A 19,163-nucleotide genomic window follows, 5' to 3' on the forward strand; every position below is an offset into this window, starting at 1 on the left:
CTAGGCAATGCCCCTCGTCACATCGCAGTCGTCACGCTGGTCGGCGGAAACCAATTGTCGGGTGAGGCATTGAAAGCGCTGCGGGGAAAGGTACGGGGGCGATTTTGGAAGTCGAAGACTGCAATATCATGGCACGGTGGGAATTACGGACCTCGACGCGCGAGGATCACGACCGTGTCGATGCGGTTTTCGACCGCTTCGATCTGGCCGACAAGGCGGACTACGCTGCTTTCCTGCGCGCACATGCCGCCGCGTTGCTGCCGGTGGAACGCGCGCTTGACGCAGCGGATGCCGAAGCGGTGCTCGCCGACTGGCCAGAGCGCCGCCGCGCCTATCGGCTGGTGCAGGATCTGGCCGATCTGGGTGAGCGTGTGGCACCGGCTGGCACTGCGCCGATCGAACTTGATTCACCCGAGGCCGTACTGGGCGCGCTCTATGTTGTCGAAGGTTCGCGCCTGGGCGGAGCCATGCTGGCCAAACGCGTGCCCGCCGATCTGCCGCGCCGTTATCTTGCCGCATCCGACCCGGCACGTTGGCGCGCGCTGGTTGCGCTGATCGACGAAACGCTGGTCACCACCACGCAGCGCGACGAAGCGTTGCGCGCAGCGCGGGCGGTGTTCAGCCTGTTCGAGCATGGAGCGGCGGCCCAGGCGAAGGCACCGGTCCTTTGAGCACGGATTTTGCGGTCGACCTGACCAACTGCGATCGCGAGCCGATCCACATTCTCGGTGCGATCCAGCCCAGCGGCTTTCTGCTGGCGCTGACGGCCGACTGGATGGTGGCGCGCGCCTCCGTCAATCTCGTCCAGTTCATAGGACGCGAAGTGGCAGACGTTCTGGGCCTGCCTCTGGGCGAAGTATTCACGCCCCAGGCCGTGCACGACTTGCGCAACCGTTCGGCCATGCTGCGCGGCAACGATGCGGTTGAGCGCATGTTCGGCATCGAGCTGGTGCAGGGCTGTGTACCGTTCGATGTGGCGGTGCATTTTTCCGGTTCGAGCGTGGTGATCGAGGCCGAGCCTTCACGCGGCAGCATGGGCGACGTTACCGGCATCGTGCGGTCGATGTTCTCGCGGCTGGATCAATGTGCCGACATGGCCTCGTTCTATCGCATGGGCGCGCGGCAGATCCGTTCGCTGGTGCAGTTCGACCGGGTCATGGTCTACAAGTTCGCCGAGGACGGATCGGGCGAAGTGGTGGCCGAGGCGGTGCGGCCGGGCATCGGCCAGTTCATGGGGCTGCGCTATCCCGCCAGCGATATTCCGGCGCAGGCGCGCCAGCTTTACATGCGCAACCTGCTGCGCGTGATCGGCGACGTCCGTGCCGAACCGGTGCCGATCGTGCCCGGGCGCGACGAGACCGGGGCACCGCTTGACCTTTCGCTGTCGTTGTTGCGATCGGTTTCGCCGATCCATATCGAGTACCTCAAGAACATGGGGGTCGAAGCTTCGCTTTCGATCTCGATCATTGTCGAGGGCAAGCTGTGGGGCCTTTTCGCGTGCCATCACTATGGCCCGAACAACCCGAACTTCGAACGCCGCGCGATTGCCGAGCTGTTCTCGCAGATGTTCTGCATGCGGCTGGAAAGCCGCGAGCGGCAGGAGACCATGGATTTCGAGCGCCGTGCGCGCGACATATCCGACCAGCTTCTGGGCGCTGTGGCATCGGATGATTCCCTGCTGCGCGATCCCGACTGGCTGGCCGACATCCTGACCCACGCGATCAGCGCCGACGGGGTGGGCGTGTGGCTTTCAGGCAGTTACGCCTTTTCCGGCCAGTGCCCGCCGACCGATGATTTCCGCCGCATCATCCGCGCCTTGAACACCACGGCGGCTGGCAAGGTCTATGCAACCGACCGCATCGGTGCGCTGATCCCCAATGCCGAGGCGTTTTCGGACAAGGCAGCGGGGATGCTGGCGATTCCGATCTCGCGATCCCCGCGCGATTATGTGGTGCTGTTCCGGCAGGAAATGGTGCATTCGGTGCGCTGGGCTGGCGATCCGCACAAGCCGGTCGACTATGGCCCCAACGGTCCGCGCCTGACGCCGCGGCAGAGCTTTGCCGAATGGAAGGAACTGGTGCGGGGGCGGTCCAAGCCGTTCACGCAATCGGAATTGCGCGTGGCAGAGACGCTGCGCGCCACCTTGATCGAAGTGGTGCTGCGACTGGCCGACGAGGCATCGAGCGAGCGCCAGCAGGCGAGCGACCGGCAGGAACTGCTGATCGCCGAACTGAACCACCGCGTGCGCAACATCCTTGGCCTGATCCGCGGGCTGATCCGGCAATCGCAGCCGAGCGACCCGGCGCTTGCCGGCTTCGTGAAGATGATCGACGGGCGCATCCATGCCCTTGCGCGGGCGCACAACCAGATCACCGAGGACCACTGGGGCCCGGCACCGCTGCAGTCGCTGATCGATGCCGAAGCTGCAGCCTTCATGGTCGAGGAGGACCGCATCCGCAGCAATGGTGCTTCGGTCATGCTCAATCCGCTGGCCTATTCAACGATGGCGCTGGTGCTGCACGAACTGGTCACCAATTCCACCAAGTACGGCAGCTTGTCGGTCAAGGAAGGCCATGTGGCGATCGATTGGGATTTTGGTCCCAAGGGCGACCTGCGACTGCGCTGGCGCGACGTTGGTGGGCCACCTGTGACCCAGCCCGAACGGCAGGGCTTCGGCACGACGATCATCCAGCGCTCGGTGCCTTATGATCTGGGCGGCGAGGCTGCGGTGCGCTTTCTTGAAAGCGGATTCGAGGCCGATTTCTGCATCCCCAAGCGCCATGTCGCCGAGGCGCTGACCGGCATGCGCGCGATCAAGTTCGCCAAGAGCGGACCGGGGCATCAGGAAGAGCCGCCGCAGGACCTGCTGGCCGGGCAGCGCGTGCTGCTGGTCGAGGACAGCCTGATCATCGCGCTCGACGCCGAGGACATCGTTGCCCGTCTTGGCGCGCAGGATGTATTGACGGCCTCGTCGGTGGATTCTGCACTCGACCTGATCGCAGCGGCTCCACCCTCCGTAGCCATTCTCGACATCAATCTTGGCAGCACGACCAGCTTTGCCATCGCCGATGCCCTGCTGGAACGAGACGTGCCGTTCATGTTCGCCACCGGCTATGGCGAGCAGGCCAAGTTCCCGGACGTGCACCGTGGCCGGCCGGTGGTGCAAAAGCCTTACACCATCGGCAACATTGCCCGCGCATTGGTGGATGTGCTTCGCGCGCCGGATGAAACGGCGAGGGAACCCGACGGGAACTGAGCCTTTGCCTTGGCATGGCCAAGGGCAAGACAGGGCGCGCGCTGAAGCTTTTCCGGACGACCGCCGGGTTCGAGGACGCTTATGTCGCCGTGCCGAGCCGCAAGGCGGCGCTGGCGGCGTGGGGGACCGACAAGGACCTGTTCGCCCGTGGCATGGCCGAACAGGTTGGCGATCCGCAGGTTTGCCAAGCCGCGCTCGACCGCCCGGGCGAGGTCATTCGCGTGCCACGCGGGACGCTGGAGCAGCACTTGGTGGCGGCGGCGGCACAGGCGCCGCCCGAGGCGCGGCGCAAAACCCCACGCGCCGATCGTGACGATGAGAAGCCGTCGACCCCGCCCCCGCCTGCCCCACGCAAGCGCCAGCCCCCGCCCAGCCGTGCAAAGCTGGAAGCAGCGCGCAAGGCGCTGGAGGACGAGGAGCGCGATGCCGCACGTGCCATTGCCGAGCTTTCGGGAAGGATCGAGCGGTTGCGAGAGGAGCGCGACGCGCTGCGCCGCGAGTTCGACGCGGCCATCGGCAGGCTGAAGGAGCGGTTGGAACGCGAGGGCGAAAGCTATCGCGCCGCGCTCGATGCATGGGATGGCTGATGGGCGGTTGACGCAATTAACGATCGCAAGTGCCGCTTGTCCGGGCATTTGTGCTGCCGGATGGCACGGCTTGCGCGCAACGATTTAGCATTGTTGCATACTTGCCAAGGCGGTTGGTGCGCTTTAAGGTAGCGCTATCAATTCTAGAAATCTTGGACAACGAGAAAGCCGGGGGATGTACTGATGGGTTTGGGCCTTACGGCTTGCCTGCCGCGTGACTATGCAGATGGCGTGTTTCTGGGCCGCGCGCAGGGTCCGGATGGTCCACACGTGATCGTTCTGCAAGGCGGGCGAATCCACGACATTACTGGCGAGGCGAGCACGGTTTCGGGTGCAGTGGCGCGGCGGATCTTTGGCGGTGGTAGCGATATCGGCGCGATCGAGGATGGCCTGCCCGATGGCTGGGACCTGCTTTCGCCAATCGACATCCAGTGCGTGAAGGCCTGCGGCGTGACCTTTGCGGTCAGCGCCATCGAACGCGTGATCGAGGAACGCGCGCGTGGCGATGCGGCGGCAGCGGTCGAGATCCGCAAGGGGCTGGAAGCCACCATCGGTGCAGGCATCCGCGCGGTTGTGCCCGGCAGCGATGAGGCGATGGCGCTGAAGCAGGCGCTGATCACACAGGGCATGTGGTCGCAATATCTCGAAGTGGCGATCGGGCCCGACGCCGAGGTGTTCTCGAAATCGCCGGTGCTTTCCACGGTCGGACATGGTGCGCCGATCGGGGTGCGTTCGGATTCGAGCTGGAACAACCCCGAACCCGAAGTGGTGCTGGTGGTCGATCCGGCAGGCGAGGTCGTTGGCGCGACGCTTGGCAACGATGTCAACCTGCGCGACTTCGAGGGGCGTTCGGCGCTGCTGCTGTCAAAGGCCAAGGACAACACGGCGTCCTGCGCGATCGGGCCATTCATCCGACTGTTCGGCAATGGCTTCGGGATCGACGACGTGCGCCAGGCCGAAGTTGAACTGGTGGTCGAGGGCCAGGACAACTTCCGCATGGAAGGCACCAACCGCATGACCGAAATCAGCCGCGATCCGCTGGACCTTGTGGACCAGACAATGAGCGAGCACAGCTATCCCGATGGCTTCGTGCTGTTTTGCGGCACGCTGTTTGCGCCGGTGCAGGACCGCGACGAGCCCGGTGGCGGCTTTACCCACAAGGTGGGCGATGTGGTGACGATCCGGTCGGAGCGGCTGGGCACCCTGACCAACACGGTGATGACCTCGCGCGATGCGCCCAAGTGGCAGGTCGGCATCGGCGCGTTCATGCGCAATCTGGCCCAACGCGGCCTGGTGGAGAAGGCCTGACATGCCACATCACACGCTTGCCGATCCGGCTGCAGGGCAGGCCGCGCAGACCCGGCTGATGGCCGCACGGTATCCCAGCCTGCGCGACAAGCGGGTGATCGTGACCGGCGGCGCCAGCGGCATCGGCGAAGGGCTGGTCGAGGCCTTTGCATCGCAGGGCGCGCAGGTGGGCTTTGTCGATATCCAGGCCGAGGCGGCGGCTGGGCTGGTGCTCCGGCTGGGCGAGGCGCATCATTTGCCGGTGTTCCGCCTGCAGGATGTTTCCGATGTGGAAGGCCTTGGCGTTGCCATGCAGGGGCTGGTCGACGAGCTTGGCGGGTGCGACGTGCTGGTCAACAATGCGGCCAGTGATGACCGCCACGTGCTGGAAGACGTGACGCCGGCCTATTGGGATGAGCGGATTTCGGTCAACCTCAAGCACAAGTTCTTTGCATCGCAAGCCGTCTGGCCGGACATGAAGGCCAATGGCGGCGGAGTGATCCTCAACCTCGGGTCGATCTCGTGGCACCTCGGGCTGGACGAGTTGGCGTTGTACCAGATATCCAAGGCTGGTGTGGAAGGGCTGACGCGCAGTCTTGCCCGCGAGCTTGGACCCTATAACATCCGCGTCAACACGATCATTCCGGGCAATGTCCAGACCGAGCGCCAGATGCGCTGGTACACGCCCGAAGGAGAGGCGGAAATCGTTGCGGCACAATGCCTCAAGGGCCGACTGCAGCCGGTGGATATCGCCGCGATGGCGCTGTTCCTGGCATCGGACGATGCCCGCTTCTGCACGGGGCACGAATACTGGGTCGACGGAGGATGGCGATGAGCGATGCAGGAGCCGATAGCATGACGACTGGCGCCGTGGCCCGCGTTTTGCAGGCTGGCTGCACGCTGGGCGAAGGCCCGGTGTGGGACGCGGCGCGCGAATGCCTGTGGTTCACCGACATCAAGAGCCACCGCATCCACAGCTTCGACCCGGTGACGGGCCGGCACGAGAGCTTTCCCGTGCACGATCAGGTGGGCTGGGTGCTGCCGGCCAAGGGCGGGCAGCTTCTGGCGGGCATGCGCGACGGGCTCTATCTGTTCGATCCCGCTACCGGGCGCAGCGTGAAAGTGGCGCAAGTGCCGGGCGAGCCTGCGGGCAACCGCCTCAATGATGCCTGCGTCGATGGCAAGGGCCGTGTCTTCTTCGGTTCGATGGACGATGGCGAGACGGCTCCTGTCGGACGGTTCTATCGCGCGCATCGCCGCGAAGTCGTCGCGCAGGGGCCGGATGCGGTGTGCATCACCAACGGGCCGGCGGTCGCCCCTGACGGCAGCCGCATCTACTTTACCGACACCCTGGCGAAGATGATCATGGTGGCCGAGCTTTCACCCGAGGGCGAGGTTGGCGAGGCGCGGGTCTTTGCCGATACCGCTTCCGATTTTCCCGACGCCTATCCCGATGGGCCGGTGTGCGATGCGCAAGGCTGCGTCTGGACCGGGCTGTGGAACGGCTGGGGCGTGGCGCGCTATTCGGCGGACGGAAAGTTGCTGAGCAAGGTGCACCTGCCAGTGGGCAACGTCACCAAGCTGGCGTTCGGCGGACCCGATCTCAAGCGCGCTTTCGTGACCACTGCGCGCAAGGGGCTGGACGAGGCGGCGCTCGCGGCACAGCCGATGGCGGGCGACCTGTTTGCGTTCGATGTCGAGGTTCCGGGCGTGGCCTCGGCGCTGGCAGAGTTCTGGGCGTGAGGCGCGCCGTTCTGGCGGTGCTGGCAGCAGGGGTGGCAACGCCGGCCCTTTCCGCACCCGTTTCTACCGCACCGTCGCTGGAACTGGGCGCGGTGTGGAGCGATCATGCCGTGATCCAGCGCGACCGGCCTGTCGTGGTGGAGGGCCGGGCAGAACCGGGCGCCGTCGTATCCGGCACGCTTGGTACGGAACGGGCCGAGGGCAAGGCCGGGGCGGACGGGGCGTTTGCGCTGACGTTCCGACCGCGCGGAGCTTCGGCGCAGGCCGTGGACCTGACGGTCAGCGCGGGCGCACAGACGCTGCGCGTGGCGGACCTGCTGGTGGGCGACGTGTGGCTCTGTTCGGGCCAATCGAACATGGAATTCCAGCTTTCGCGCGCGCTGAACGGCGGCGTGGAAGTGGCGATGTCGGCCGATCCGGCGCTGCGCCTGCTGCAGGTACCGAAGACGACATCGTACCTGCCCGAGCTTGAATTCGGCAGGCCGACGCGCTGGGCAGTTTCGGGCCCCGAGACCAGCGGCGATTTTTCTGCGGTGTGCTGGTTCATGGCCCGCGAACTGCGGCGGGCGCGGGGCGTGCCGATCGGCGCGGTTCACGCCAGCTGGGGCGGATCGAAGGTCACGCCGTGGCTCGATCCCGAAGCCGGCGCCGAGATTGGCGGGGCGAAAGACATGGCGCTGCTGGCGCTGTTCGCGCGCGACAAGCTGGCGGCTGTCACGCAGTTCACGCCGCGCTGGACGACCTGGTATTCAGGCGAGACCGGTGGCAGCACGCCGTGGACCAAGCCTGACGCCCTGCAATGGCAGCCGGTTCCATCGATCCGGGGCTGGCAGGCGTGGGACACGACGGCGCTTGCGGCCAAGCCGACCGGCACCGTGTGGATGCGCCGGCAGGTGACGCTGACGCCGGCACAGGCCAAGGCCGGGGTGACATTGGCGCTGGGCGTGCTTGACGACATGGACATGACATTCGTCAACGGTCAGGCTGTGGGCAATACCTTCGGCTGGGACGAGGAGCGGTCCTATCCGGTGCCGCCGAAGTTGCTGAAGCCTGGCACCAACGAAATCATGGTCGCCGTGACCAACACTTACGGCAACGGCGGCTTTGCCAGCGCGCCCGATCGCCTGTTCCTGACGCAGGCAAGCGGCGAGACCGTGCCGCTGGGCGAGGGCTGGCGCTTTGCCATCGCGCAGACAAAGACCTATCCGCCGCGCGCGCCGTGGGACGCCAATGCCGGCATCGGCCTGATGCACAATCGCATGATCGCGCCGCTCGGCCATTTCGCGATGGATGGGGCGGTCTGGTATCAGGGCGAAAGCGATGTCGACACGGCGGACTATGCTCGCCGGATGAAGGCGCTGATCGCGGGCTGGCGCGCGCGGTTCGGACAGGACCTGAAGGTCGGCATCGTGCAACTGGCCAACTATGGCCCGGCGACGGACAGGCCGGTGGAATCGGGCTGGGCACGCACGCGCGACGTGCAGCGCCGGATCGTGGCCGAAGATCCCAAGGCGTTCCTCGCCACGGCGATCGACCTGGGCGAGCGGACCGACATTCACCCCGCCAACAAGCTGCTGGTGGCGCAGCGGCTGGCAATGGGCGCGCAGGGCAAGGCTTTGCCGATGCCGGTTGCGGCAAGGGCACAAGGCAATGCGGTGCGCGTCAGCTTCAGCGGGGTCGAAGGCGAACTGCATGCGTGGAGTTCCGACACGGCAAACGGGTTCGAGCTGTGCGATGCCGGCGGGGCATGCCGCTTTGCTCCGGCACGGGTCGATGGTGATGCGGTAGTCATCGCCAGCGACGGCAAGCCTGCAACCCGCGTCCGCTACGGCTGGGCGGACAGTCCGGTAGTCAACCTGTTCGACGGGCGCGCACAGGCCGTTCCCGGTTTCGAACTGGCGATTACGCCGAACTGATCAGCCCTTGGGCGGAGCTGCATCGGAATCGCGCCGCACCAGCTCGTAATCGAGCGTGGCGAGACGGGGCTTGGCCTTGTCCGACGCCCGGTCGGCACGGATTTCCTGCGCCAGGAGATCGAGCGCGGTCTCGGCCATCTGGCGAATGGGCTGGCGGATCGTGGTGAGTTCGGGCCAGATGTTCGAGGCAAAGGCGGTATCGTCAAAGCCGCAGACCGTGAGATCGTGGGGGACATCGAGGCCGTTGCGATGCGCAGCCGCAACGCAGCCCGCAGCCATGTCGTCGTTCGAAGCAAAGATGGCAGTTGGCCGATCTGATGTACCGAGCATCTCCATCGCCGCATCGAGACCGGAGCGATAGGTGAACAGGCCCTGGCGGACGAGGGCCTCATCAACGCTGGCGCCGCTTTCCGACATGGCATCGCGGAAGCCGGCAAGGCGCAGGGCGCTGGCCGATTGCTGCGGGTTGCCGATGATGAACCCGATGCGTTCGTGGCCCAGGCCAAGGATGTGCCGGGTCATGTCGTAGGCGGCCTGGTAGTCGTCGATCATGACAACGCCGTGGTGCGCCTCGGCCTGTCCCGGCCCGATCAGCACGGCGCGGGTACCGGCGCGGCGCAGGCGGGCGAGCAGGGCGGTATCGTCGCACAAGGGGGGTGGCAGCAGGAAGCCGTCGACCGCGCTTTCGACGAGGCGGGCGATCATCTTCGACTGGTCGCGGTCTGGCTCGCACCGTTCGACCATGAGGTGAGCGTCAAGCCGGGTTGCGGCGTCCATGCACCCGATCAGCAATTCGCTGAGATATGAGGCCGAAGGGTTGGCATAGAGCAGCGCGATGCGCAGTTGCGAGGCCCCTGCAAGACTGCGCGCGGCACGGTTGGGAGCATAGCCCAGTTGCTTGATCGCCGCCTCTACCGCGATCCGGGTTTCCTCGCGGACGCCTGTTCCACCATTGACGACGCGGCTGACCGTCATCGGCGAACATTGCGCGAGGCGAGCGACATCGTTGACGGTGGGGCGGCCGGCGCTGCGGCGCGATCGGGTATCGTTCATGGGTTCAGGTTGCTCCCGTTCGCCGATTTCTTGACCGTGCCACGCGCACTTGGCAAGGCGGATTTGGAATAAAGCAGACTTAAACGCAATTCTCGCTTGCATGGGCAGGTGCTTGCGGTAGATAGGTAGCGCTATCAATGAATGAGAGCGGGCCTGTCCAGTGTCGGACAAGCCGGCCGGGATAACTGGTGAGAACGTAAACAGGCCCGTCGACGCTATGCCGCGCGCATGGCAGTGTTCGCGCCAGTTCAACGAGTTGGGAGAGGGAAATGGCTGCAGTGCAGCAAGACCGGGTCAACATGGCGCTTGTCGGCGCGATCGTCTCGGTGGCGACAATCGGCGGTTTGCTGTTCGGATACGACAGTGGCGCGGTGAACGGGACGCAGGCGGGCCTCAAGGCGGCCTTTGCGCTCGATGACAATGGGCTTGGTTTCACCGTCGGCTCGCTGCTCGTCGGCTGTGCCGCGGGCGCCTTCACGGCAGGGCGCATGGCCGACCGTTTCGGCCGCAAGCGCATCATGGTGCTGGCCGCGATCCTGTTCCTTGTCGGCGCGCTGGTACAGGGGACGACCGACAACCACACGCTGTTCGTGGTGTTCCGCTTCCTCGGCGGCATGGCCGTGGGCGCGGCGAGCGTGCTTTCGCCGGCCTATATTTCCGAAGTGGCGCCGGCGGCGATCCGTGGGCGGCTGACCAGCGTTCAGCAGGTGATGATCATCACCGGGCTGACCGCGGCTTTCGTCGTCAACTATGTGCTGGCGCAGCAGGCCGGGGATTCGCTGGGCGAACTGGCAGGCGTTCCGGCGTGGCGCTGGATGTATCTGGCGCAGGCCGTGCCTGCAGTGGTGTTCCTCGTGGCGCTGCAGTTCATCCCGGAAAGCCCGCGCTACCTGGTGAGCAGCGGCCGCCCCGATGAAGCCAAGGCCGTGCTGACGCGCATCTTCGGCGAGACCGAGGCTGCCCGCAAGGTCGAGGAAATCCGCGCCTCGTTCGCGACCGATCACCGTCCGCGCCTCGCCGACGTGCTGGCACCGGGCACGGTGCTGCGGCCGATCGTATGGGCAGGCCTGATCATTGCCGTGTTCCAGCAGTTCGTCGGCATCAACGTGATCTTCTACTACGGCGAGACGCTGTGGAAGCTGGCCGGCGTTTCGGAGAAGGCGGCGCTCGAGCGCAACATCATCTCGGGCGTGGTCTCGATCGCGGCGTGCTTCATCACGATGGCGCTGGTCGACAAGGTGGGGCGCAAGCCGCTGCTGCTGGTCGGCTCGGCCGGCATGACGCTGGCACTGGGCGCAATGAGCTGGGCATTCTCGCAAGGCACACTCGACGCTGCCGGCGCGCTGCAGATGGATCCTTCGCTGGGCATGATCGCGGTGATCGCGGCCAATATCTACGTGATCTTCTTCAACGTCAGCTGGGGCCCGGTGATGTGGGTCATGCTGGGCGAGATGTTCCCCAACCAGTTGCGCGGATCGGCGCTGGCCGTCTGTGGCCTGGCGCAGTGGGGCGCGAACTATGCGGTGGTCCAGAGCTTCCCGGCGATGGCCAGCGGCCTCGGCCTTGCCGAAACCTACGTGCTCTACACCGTGAGCGCGGCGGTGAGCTTCTGGCTGGTCAAGGCCTTCCTGCCCGAAACCAAGGGCAAGGAGCTGGAGCAGATGGAGGGCTGGGGCGGGCACTGATCCGCTGACGCCGAAGAATACGACCGGGGGCGCAAACGGCCCCCGGCGATACAGGAGAGCGAACTCGATGACGTCCGTTGCCAAGAGATTCCGTAACGCGCTGCTGGTGGCGACGTTTGCTGCCGGGTTGGGTACTTCCGCCCTGGCAAAGGACGCTTCGGTCGAAGTTTCGGTCGATACGACGGCCGCCGGACCGGTCATCGACAAGCACATCTTCGGGCAGTTCGCCGAGCATCTTGGCACCGGAATCTATGGCGGCGTGTGGGTCGGCAAGGATTCGCCCATCCCCAACGTGCGCGGCATCCGTACCGACGTGGTCACCGCATTGAAGGCGCTGAAGGTGCCCAACGTGCGCTGGCCGGGCGGCTGCTTTGCCGATGAATACCACTGGCGCGATGGCATCGGCCCTGCCGACAAGCGCCGCGTGCAGATCAACACCAACTGGGGCGGCGTGCCGGAATCCAACGCCTTCGGTACGCACGAGTTCATGGACTTTGCCGAGCAGATCGGATCGGAGCCCTATATCTCGGTGAACATCGGTTCGGGCACGGCGGCAGAAGCTTCGGCGTGGATCGAATACATGACTGCCGAGAAGGACACCACGCTGGCAAGGGAGCGTGCCGCCAACGGGCATCCGGCGCCGTGGAAGGTGCCGATCTTGGGTCTTGGCAACGAGAACTGGGGCTGCGGCGGCGCGATGTCGGCCGAGCACTATGTCGAGGAGATGAAGCGCTTCTCCAACTTCGTGCGCAATTTCAATCCGGCGCAGCGAGAAAAGGACAAGATGAAGCGCATTGCCGTCGGCTGGGACGGCAACAAGCTCGACTATACCGAGGAAGTGATGAAGGCGTGGAAGGACCACGTCTATTCCTGGGATATCGAAGGCGTCTCGCTGCACAATTACACCACCGGAGGCTGGCCGCCGCACCTGCCTGCCACCGGCTTCGGCAATGACGAATATGCGATCGTGATCAACGAGACGCTGAAGATGGACAGCCTGATCGCCAAGCAGAGCGCGATCATGGACAAGTACGATCCCGAGAAGAAGCTGCTGATCGCGGTGGACGAATGGGGCGCGTGGCTTTCGCCCACGCCGGGCAGCAATCCGGGCTTCCTGCAGCAGCAGAACAGCTTGCGCGACGGTATCCTGGCCGCGCTCAACCTCAACATCTTCGCGCGCCATGCAGACCGCGTGAAGATCGCCAATATCGCGCAGATGATCAACGTGCTGCAGGCCATGATCCTGACCGACGGCAGCAAGATGGTGCTGACGCCGACCTACCACGTGTTCAAGATGTACGTGCCCTTCCAGGATGCGCAGTTCGCTCCGGTGAAGTTCGCCGCAGGCGAGCTTGCCTTGGGTGACCGCAAGCTGCCGCGCGTGGATGCGATGGCGGCCAAGGACAAGAGCGGGCAGGTGTGGGTCTCGCTCGTCAATGTCGATCCCGATGCGGGCACGAGCGTGACGATCCCCGGCTTCCGCACTGCCAGCGGCGAAGTGCTGACCGCGCCCAAGGTGGACAGCATCAACACCTTTGCCGCGCCGTCCGTCGTCGCCCCCAGGGCGATCAGCGGCAAGGCTGGTGGTGGCGGCGTGACGATTGCCCTGCCGCCGCGCTCGGTAACGGTGGTGAAGGTTGCGAAGTGATTTGAAGAGGTGCCCTGCGGCGGTCTCGAACCTCCCTCCTGAGGCTGCTGCAATACTTGAACGGCCCGGAAAGCGCAGTGCTTTCCGGGCCAATTTTTGTCTGGGCGCGATGGGTCGGGATCGCGCCTGGAGCCGCGGGTAACGGCAAGTTTTGGGTTGAAGTTTGGGCTGCTTGGATGGCCGCTTTGGGGTGTTAGAAGACCTTGCTCCCGTATTGCCTTTGGCTCACACACCGAAATATGGAAGCACCCATCTCTCTAGCTGACATCCGCCAAAAGGTCCTGATGGAGATCGAAACCTTCGTGGTGCCTGATCCGAGCCCTGATCAGTTAGGCGAGGCACTCCCCACCGAATGGTTTTTGCAGCAACTAGACGAAATGAGGGCGGCATTGATCGAGCCTTACCTCACTGAAATTGATGGCGACGGACGCTTTCCTAGAAGCCTGCCCAAGCCAGTGCCAAGACGGGTTGTTATCGTCGCTGAGGACGAGAATATCCTCCTTGCTTATGATCCCGACTGTGACGGTGATTTCGCTCTCATATTCAAATCCGCTTCCGGTTGTGGGGTATCGCCCATTCGGGGTGACGCCGTTGATTGCTTCATGTCACGTTAGACAGGGTGGGTGCCAAGTCAGTCACGCTAATGTCCGCAATGGCGGCGTGTCCTGTAAGTCCGCTTTAAGCGAGGATCACCCAATGGCGGACATCCGGCTCCGCAGCCAGTAGGAACGTTGAGGAGCGTGAAACTGGGCACCTTGGTGCGGTTTCAGCGTTCAAGGCCAATGATCAAGGCGATCCTGGTGGCCGCGGTTGCCCTGTTCCTGACGTGCGCGAGCGCGGTGGTTCGTCCCGCCACCGACGAGCGGACGATGTATGGGTTCGAGGGGCCGTTGGAGCAGAACTGGCTGCCGCGCGTGGTTGCTGGATGGCCGGCGTCGTTTCTGGTGGATAGTCCCGACACTTCCGTGCCGCACCAGATCGGGCCGCAGGATCATTTCCGGCCCGGCCCGTTCCTGGCGGACCTCGGCTTCTGGGCCGTGGTCACATTGGGTGCGTTGAAGATCTGGCGCTGGCTTCGGCGCTGATCAGCGGTCGAGGGCGGCCTCGGCCCAGTTGACGGCAACGTTCTGCATTTCCGGGCGATTGCCTTCGGCGACCAGTTCCACGATCATTGCGCCCTTGACCGGCACCGAAATCGCGGCGGGCGCGTCGCCTGGTTTGAGCCATCCGGTCTGCTTCAGCAGCTTGCCATCGGCGTGGACCGAGAAGCGGACGCGGGCGGTGGGATCGGCGGTGGAATCGTCGATGCCCGCGAGGGTGGTGAATGTTGCAAAGCCTGCGTTGCGGACTTCGAGGCGCGAATTGGCCAGGGTGCCGATGGCGCTGTGATAGGTCTTTCCGGCGATCTTCGGGGTCTGGGCGAAGGGGGTGGCGTCGGCTCTTGCCCCGCCCCAGCCACCGTAGACGGGATGTTCGCCATCGGCCTTGGTCGAGCGCCACGGCAGGAGGCCGCGGTAGACCATCGGATCTGCCATGGGATGGACGACACCGTCGACCGCCGGGTTCACGTTGCCAGGCTGTTCGGACAAGTAGAGCCCATGTGCATGCTCGCGGGTGCCCGTGGCCTTGAACAGCAGGGTCTGGTGGCGTTCGAGATGAACCGGCAGTTCACTGGTGAAGGACATCGTGCCGCCGTCCCACAAGTCGGTCAGGGTGATCGGCGCATCGGCGCGATACTTGAGGTGCGATGCAATCAGCTTCATATCGATCGGGCTGCCGGTGCGGTTGAACAGGGCAACCGCCTTGGTGCCATCGGCCAGCGTCTTGACGAAGATCTGCACGCTGTCGCCATCGTAGGCCAGCACCGCCTGATTGGCAGCGGCATCCTGGTTGAGCGCGACGACTTGCGCGTTGCCGAGCACGCCCATGATCGCAGGCGAGGCCTTGCGCAGATCGAAGCCGATGACCAGCGGTGCGTTGAGCATGGCCCAAAGCGCCATGTGCGAGCGCGCTTCGGTCAGGTGCGCGTCGTCAAATTCGCCGCTGCCGATGAACAGCATGTCTGGGTCGTTCCAGCTATTGGGCTTGGCATAGAGTTCGCGACGCGAGGCTGAATCGAGATTGTGGAGCATGCGCTCCCAGTTGGGCGAGATGTCCTCGCTGGTGCGCGAGAGGTTGCCCAGGGTGCGCGCCCACGAGCGGACGTCGGCCGAGCCCCACAGGCAGATCGACAGGACGAAATCGTTGCCCGGCTTGTTGCGCGACAAGGCCTGGCCGACCTGGGCGAACAGGTCCTTCACTGCCGGAATGTCGGTGCGGGGGATGGTATCGTAGTCGATCAGCGGAGCGAGCGCACGCAGGCGGCCGGATTTGACCTGCGGGCTGTCGGCGGCGAGCGCGCGGATGCCGCAGCCATCGACCTTGATATAGTCGAAATTCCATTCACCGAAGTAGAGCGCGATGTCCTGATCGATGTGGCCGTAGAGGCCGATCTCGCGCTCGGCCATGGTGCCGGCGGGTTGGCCGGGGCCGGTGGGATCGCCGTAGATCTGGCCGCAACTGTTGCGGCCGATCTCGCTGTAGATGCCCGCTTTCAGGCCCATGGCGTGGAGGCGGTCGGTGAAGGGGCGGAAGGTGGTGTCGCCATCAGCTGTTCGGGCGGAGGGGAAGTTGTCGGTGCGGATAAGCACGCGGCCATCGCCTTGCCGGCGCTTGGCCCACCAGCCATCGTCGATGTTGACGTAGCGGTAGCCCTTGGCGGCGAGGCCGGAGTCGACCATCAGTTGCGCCGAGGCGATGACCTTTTCCTCGTCGATATCGGTGCCGAAGGCATTCCAACTGTTCCAGCCCATCGGCGGCAGCGGGGCCGAACCGCGCGCGGTGACGCTCCACGTGCTCTGGGCTGCCAGTGGCTTGTCAGCCGCATTTGCGGCGCCGGCGAGGGCGGTGGCTGCAAGCAGCGCGGTGGGGGCCAGGCGCATCACTTGGCGCTTCCGAACAGGAGATGCTGGCTGAAGAAGGGCAGGACCTGCTCCTGGAAGCGGAAAGCGACGCGGTTGGTGTGGTCGCCTTCGTACAGAGTGAAGTTGTTGGCCACGCCGTAGGTCTCGAGCACCTTGTGCAGGGTTTCGGTGTCGGTCTTGAGGCCGTCCTTGTCGCCCACGTCCATCGCGATGGCGGCATAGCGGCGCATGTTGGGGATGTACTGGTCGACGAAGGAAAGCGGGGCGTTGGCCGCCCACTTGGCCATGACATCGTCGCGCGTCTTGCCATCGGGGTTGAGCGGCAGGTCAAGATAGAGCGGCGGGCTCTTCGGGTTGGGCGACCAAGCTGCGGCAGCGGCGAGCGTGCCGCGTTGCGCCCATTGCAGGTTGACCGAGTCCGCCGGGCTTTTCATCGCGGCATAGGCCTTCATCGCTTCGGGCGTGACGCCGAACAGGCCGCGCGCCGAAAGGCAGCACGGGCTCATCAGGTAAAGCGCGCCGAACACATCGGCATGCTTCAGGCCGATGCGCGTGGCGCCGTAGCCGCCCATCGAATGGCCGACGAGGCCGCGGCTTTCGCGCGTGGGCAGGGTGCGATAATTGCTGTCGATGTAGCTTACGAGATCGCGGGCGATGAAGGTCTCGAAATCGCCGGTCGTGGCCGAGGAGGAATACATCGAGCCGTTGTGCGCAGTCTTGCTGTCGGGAAAGACGAAGATCATCTCGCGCGCGCCTTGAGCCATGCCGCCCTCGATCACCTGCGGCACGTGGATTTCGCCCATCCACTGTTGCGCGCCGATGGAATAGCCGTGCAGGGCATAGACGACCGGGTAGCGGCGCTTCGGGTTCTTGGCATAGCTTGGCGGCAGGACGACGAAGACATCGCGATCGGCGCTGTCGCCCTCAAGCGCCCCCTCGAGCGCCTTGCCGTGGACGGAGATCTTCTGAACGCTGGCCCTAGGCGCATTGGCAATCGCAGCGGGGGCGGCAGTGGTGACCTGGGCCTGGGCAGGCGCAAATGCGAAAACGCCAATTGCGAGTGGGGCAAGCGAACAGAGCAGGGCGCGGGACAGGCGCATGGGCATGACTCTCCGGTTCTATCTGGTACGGGCAGGAAGCGCCCAGGCCGAACGGCCAAGACTTTGACCCTAATAGGGTTTTCATGGGATGTGGCGCTGCGATCCTGTGCCCCGGTGCAGCAGCTCTGTTTAAATCAGACTAGTTTGCGCACGGGCGCAAAGTCAAGCCGTCTCACCCGCCGCGCAGCGCGCGCATGATCATGGCGCGGATCTGGCCGTAGCCTGCGCCCTTGATATCACGCAGCACGCCGCGCTGTTCCTCTGGCAGGTGGGCAAGGGGGTGGCCTTGCGTGCGGAACACGTAGTGATCGAAGAAGGCGCGGAAGGCCTGCCGCTCGGCTTCGGGCCTCTCGGCAATGGCGATCATGGCGTGGAGCATCGACAGGATCGGAGCGTCGGGACCGATGGCGGTCGCGTCCCACCAGTAGTTGAGCATGACGTTGACGGGCGCCGTGGCCTCTACCTGATGCCACCACAGTTTGGGCAGGAACAGGGCATCTCCGGGTTCAAGTTCGACGGTGATGGCGCGGGCCTGAGCGGCAGCAAAGCGCGGGTAGCGCGCGGGATCGCCGCTTGCCGCCGCGAGGCTGGCAGGCTGGCCGGCCATGGTCATGTCGATCGGGCCGACATAGAGATCGCCGATGGCATCGGGGGGATAGAGGGTGAAGCGCCGCGCGCCGTGGATAACGCAGGCAAGGTTTTCATAGGCATCGTAATGCGCAGCGGCAGTCGATGGATTGCCGATCCACAGCCGGGGTTCGACTTGCGGCGGGACGATGGCGAGGCGGTTGGCTTCGGCAAAGCCAGGCAGGTAGGCCGGCGCGACAAGCGATCCGATATAGGCTGTCGGCCGCGCAGGATCTTCCGCGCAGGTGAGCATGCGGGCGAAGGCTTGCGCCAGCGGGACTTCGCTGCGGGTAAAGTTGAAGCCGGACAGATCGTCGCTGTAGAAATAGCGGCCACGATTATCCGCGTGACCTTCGAAGACCTGCGGGCGACGGCCGCTGTCATAGGCGAGCAGGTGATCGAGCGCAGCCTTGTCCGAGGTGGCGGCGCGCACGGCGGGCAGATCGGCGCAGAAGTCGCGGATCACCGCAGGACTGCCCTGCGCGATGACCGCCGCGTGGAATTGCTCCGCAGTGCCGAGCGCCGGGTCACCGGCGGCGAGCTCGAGCAGACCCAGACGCGCGGACATGTCAGGCATGGATGCGTTCGTTGCGGCGGCGGGCAAGCTGGCCGATCTGGCGCAGCGAGCCACGGATGGCATATGCGGCCTGCAACGCGCCACTGCGGAATAGTCTGACGATTCCAGTGTCGTCGAGGTCGTTTAGCGCGTCGTTGCTGATCGTATAGAGCCCGTCGAGCGATACGCTTTGCCCATCGTCGAAGCGCAGGGAAATGTCGACGGGTTCGACCAGTCGGGCCGCGACCAGATCGGCGATGACCTGTTCGGTGCGCGCGGCGTTGCCCATTAGCGTGCCGATGGCCTGCTGCACGAGGCGCATCTCGTCGCTGGGGCCGCCCATGGCATCGAACAGCGGGATCGAGCCGCCGGGGGCAAAGCGTGGATGCGCAAGATCGATGGCGATGTTGTCATCCGAGGCGAAGAATCCCTGGCGTCGGACCTCGAGCGGAAGAAAGGCAGCGTTTCCAGTGCCCGCGCCCTCGATCAGTACTTCACCCGGCGCGAAACCAAACAGTGCGACGATGGCGAATCGGCCCGTCTCAGGAGACTTGGCAAGCAGCACGGGGCAGCATGTGGCGGCCGCTTCGACCTCGGGCAGGGAGATCTGCACGAGGTGGGGATGCGGGCCGGCAAGAGGGTGCATGGCGAGCGACCGATGCGCTTCGCTGTTCAGGATCTCGAGCTGTTCCGCCATATTTCCTCTCCCGTCTTTTCCAAGCTTTGGCGCGGTTTACCGTGC

16 protein-coding genes are annotated in these 19,163 nt (G+C 64.9%); 11 read left to right on the plus strand and 5 right to left on the minus strand.

The genetic code is table 11. The annotated features are described in order from the left end of the window. Positions 1-128: 128 nt before the first annotated feature. The 7 genes from B9A23_RS05130 to B9A23_RS05160 all read left to right on the plus strand — a co-directional run bounded on the left by B9A23_RS05130 (position 129) and on the right by B9A23_RS05160 (position 8,789). Entirely contained in the window at positions 129-671 is a 543-nt protein-coding gene (locus B9A23_RS05130; RefSeq protein WP_139797330.1) for a biliverdin-producing heme oxygenase, read from the plus strand. Beyond that, positions 668-3,256 (plus strand): HWE histidine kinase domain-containing protein, encoded by a 2,589-nt coding sequence (locus B9A23_RS05135; RefSeq protein ID WP_084277760.1) that lies wholly within the window; start codon positions 668-670, stop codon positions 3,254-3,256. The genes B9A23_RS05130 and B9A23_RS05135 overlap by 4 nt, the downstream gene beginning before the upstream one ends. Before the next feature lie 14 nt (positions 3,257-3,270). Further along, positions 3,271-3,843: a hypothetical protein gene (locus B9A23_RS05140; protein WP_084277761.1), complete on the plus strand. Its 573-nt coding sequence runs from the start codon at positions 3,271-3,273 to the stop codon at positions 3,841-3,843. A 183-nt stretch (positions 3,844-4,026) separates the two neighbouring features. Next, positions 4,027-5,151 carry a fumarylacetoacetate hydrolase family protein gene (locus B9A23_RS05145; RefSeq protein WP_084277762.1) on the plus strand — a complete coding sequence of 375 codons (1,125 nt, stop codon included), beginning with the start codon at positions 4,027-4,029 and terminating at the stop codon, positions 5,149-5,151. Positions 5,152-5,206: 55 nt separating this feature from the next. Next, entirely contained in the window at positions 5,207-5,965 is a 759-nt protein-coding gene (locus tag B9A23_RS05150) for an SDR family NAD(P)-dependent oxidoreductase (RefSeq protein ID WP_139797349.1), read from the plus strand. Continuing rightward, positions 5,962-6,873, plus strand: a complete 912-nt coding sequence (locus B9A23_RS05155) for an SMP-30/gluconolactonase/LRE family protein (protein ID WP_254894999.1) — start codon at positions 5,962-5,964, stop codon at positions 6,871-6,873. Before B9A23_RS05150 ends, B9A23_RS05155 begins: the two co-directional genes overlap by 4 nt. Beyond that, complete coding sequence (locus B9A23_RS05160; protein WP_254895000.1) at positions 6,870-8,789, plus strand: sialate O-acetylesterase; 1,920 nt, start codon at positions 6,870-6,872, stop codon at positions 8,787-8,789. The genes B9A23_RS05155 and B9A23_RS05160 overlap by 4 nt, the downstream gene beginning before the upstream one ends. Here B9A23_RS05160 and B9A23_RS05165 read toward each other — a convergent pair whose 3' ends face one another. Further along, on the minus strand, positions 8,790-9,842 hold the full coding sequence (locus B9A23_RS05165; protein ID WP_084277763.1) for a LacI family DNA-binding transcriptional regulator: 1,053 nt from the start codon (positions 9,840-9,842) through the stop codon (positions 8,790-8,792). 269 nt (positions 9,843-10,111) lie between these two features. On the opposite strand from B9A23_RS05165, the gene B9A23_RS05170 reads away from it, so the two are divergent. The 4 genes from B9A23_RS05170 (at position 10,112) to B9A23_RS05185 (ending at position 14,260) form a co-directional block, all read left to right on the plus strand. After that, positions 10,112-11,527, plus strand: coding sequence for a sugar porter family MFS transporter (locus B9A23_RS05170; protein WP_084277764.1), 1,416 nt, complete (start codon positions 10,112-10,114; stop codon positions 11,525-11,527). A 67-nt stretch (positions 11,528-11,594) separates the two neighbouring features. Beyond that, on the plus strand, positions 11,595-13,175 hold the full coding sequence (locus B9A23_RS05175) for an alpha-N-arabinofuranosidase (RefSeq protein WP_084277765.1): 1,581 nt from the start codon (positions 11,595-11,597) through the stop codon (positions 13,173-13,175). A gap of 239 nt (positions 13,176-13,414) precedes the next feature. Then, positions 13,415-13,789: a hypothetical protein gene (locus tag B9A23_RS05180; RefSeq protein ID WP_084277766.1), complete on the plus strand. Its 375-nt coding sequence runs from the start codon at positions 13,415-13,417 to the stop codon at positions 13,787-13,789. Positions 13,790-13,957: 168 nt separating this feature from the next. Continuing rightward, positions 13,958-14,260 carry a hypothetical protein gene (locus B9A23_RS05185; protein ID WP_084277767.1) on the plus strand — a complete coding sequence of 101 codons (303 nt, stop codon included), beginning with the start codon at positions 13,958-13,960 and terminating at the stop codon, positions 14,258-14,260. On the opposite strand, the gene B9A23_RS05190 is transcribed toward B9A23_RS05185, so the two are convergent. From B9A23_RS05190 to B9A23_RS05205, 4 genes are all read right to left on the minus strand, one after another. Then, positions 14,261-16,156, minus strand: a complete 1,896-nt coding sequence (locus B9A23_RS05190) for an NPCBM/NEW2 domain-containing protein (RefSeq protein WP_084277768.1) — start codon at positions 16,154-16,156, stop codon at positions 14,261-14,263. After that, positions 16,156-17,238: an alpha/beta hydrolase gene (locus B9A23_RS05195; protein ID WP_084277769.1), complete on the minus strand. Its 1,083-nt coding sequence runs from the start codon at positions 17,236-17,238 to the stop codon at positions 16,156-16,158. The genes B9A23_RS05190 and B9A23_RS05195 overlap by 1 nt, the downstream gene beginning before the upstream one ends. 172 nt (positions 17,239-17,410) lie before the next feature. Beyond that, positions 17,411-18,433 carry a cupin-like domain-containing protein gene (locus B9A23_RS05200; protein ID WP_139797331.1) on the minus strand — a complete coding sequence of 341 codons (1,023 nt, stop codon included), beginning with the start codon at positions 18,431-18,433 and terminating at the stop codon, positions 17,411-17,413. Position 18,434: 1 nt separating this feature from the next. Then, positions 18,435-19,118: a SapC family protein gene (locus B9A23_RS05205; protein ID WP_084277771.1), complete on the minus strand. Its 684-nt coding sequence runs from the start codon at positions 19,116-19,118 to the stop codon at positions 18,435-18,437. Positions 19,119-19,163 lie beyond the last annotated feature (45 nt).

Origin of the sequence: Novosphingobium sp. B1 (assembly GCF_900176395.1) — a bacterium.
Taxonomy (GTDB): domain Bacteria; phylum Pseudomonadota; class Alphaproteobacteria; order Sphingomonadales; family Sphingomonadaceae; genus Novosphingobium.

Coding starts and splice junctions, on each gene's coding strand:
- B9A23_RS05130 (WP_139797330.1), top strand. CDS start 129: ATGGCACGGTGGGAATTACGGACCTCGACGCGCGAGGATCACGACCGT.
- B9A23_RS05140 (WP_084277761.1), top strand. CDS start 3,271: ATGGCCAAGGGCAAGACAGGGCGCGCGCTGAAGCTTTTCCGGACGACC.
- B9A23_RS05145 (WP_084277762.1), top strand. CDS start 4,027: ATGGGTTTGGGCCTTACGGCTTGCCTGCCGCGTGACTATGCAGATGGC.
- B9A23_RS05155 (WP_254894999.1), top strand. CDS start 5,962: ATGAGCGATGCAGGAGCCGATAGCATGACGACTGGCGCCGTGGCCCGC.
- B9A23_RS05165 (WP_084277763.1), bottom strand. CDS start 9,842: ATGAACGATACCCGATCGCGCCGCAGCGCCGGCCGCCCCACCGTCAAC.
- B9A23_RS05170 (WP_084277764.1), top strand. CDS start 10,112: ATGGCTGCAGTGCAGCAAGACCGGGTCAACATGGCGCTTGTCGGCGCG.
- B9A23_RS05175 (WP_084277765.1), top strand. CDS start 11,595: ATGACGTCCGTTGCCAAGAGATTCCGTAACGCGCTGCTGGTGGCGACG.
- B9A23_RS05180 (WP_084277766.1), top strand. CDS start 13,415: ATGGAAGCACCCATCTCTCTAGCTGACATCCGCCAAAAGGTCCTGATG.
- B9A23_RS05185 (WP_084277767.1), top strand. CDS start 13,958: ATGATCAAGGCGATCCTGGTGGCCGCGGTTGCCCTGTTCCTGACGTGC.
- B9A23_RS05190 (WP_084277768.1), bottom strand. CDS start 16,156: ATGCGCCTGGCCCCCACCGCGCTGCTTGCAGCCACCGCCCTCGCCGGC.
- B9A23_RS05195 (WP_084277769.1), bottom strand. CDS start 17,238: ATGCGCCTGTCCCGCGCCCTGCTCTGTTCGCTTGCCCCACTCGCAATT.
- B9A23_RS05200 (WP_139797331.1), bottom strand. CDS start 18,433: ATGTCCGCGCGTCTGGGTCTGCTCGAGCTCGCCGCCGGTGACCCGGCG.
- B9A23_RS05205 (WP_084277771.1), bottom strand. CDS start 19,118: ATGGCGGAACAGCTCGAGATCCTGAACAGCGAAGCGCATCGGTCGCTC.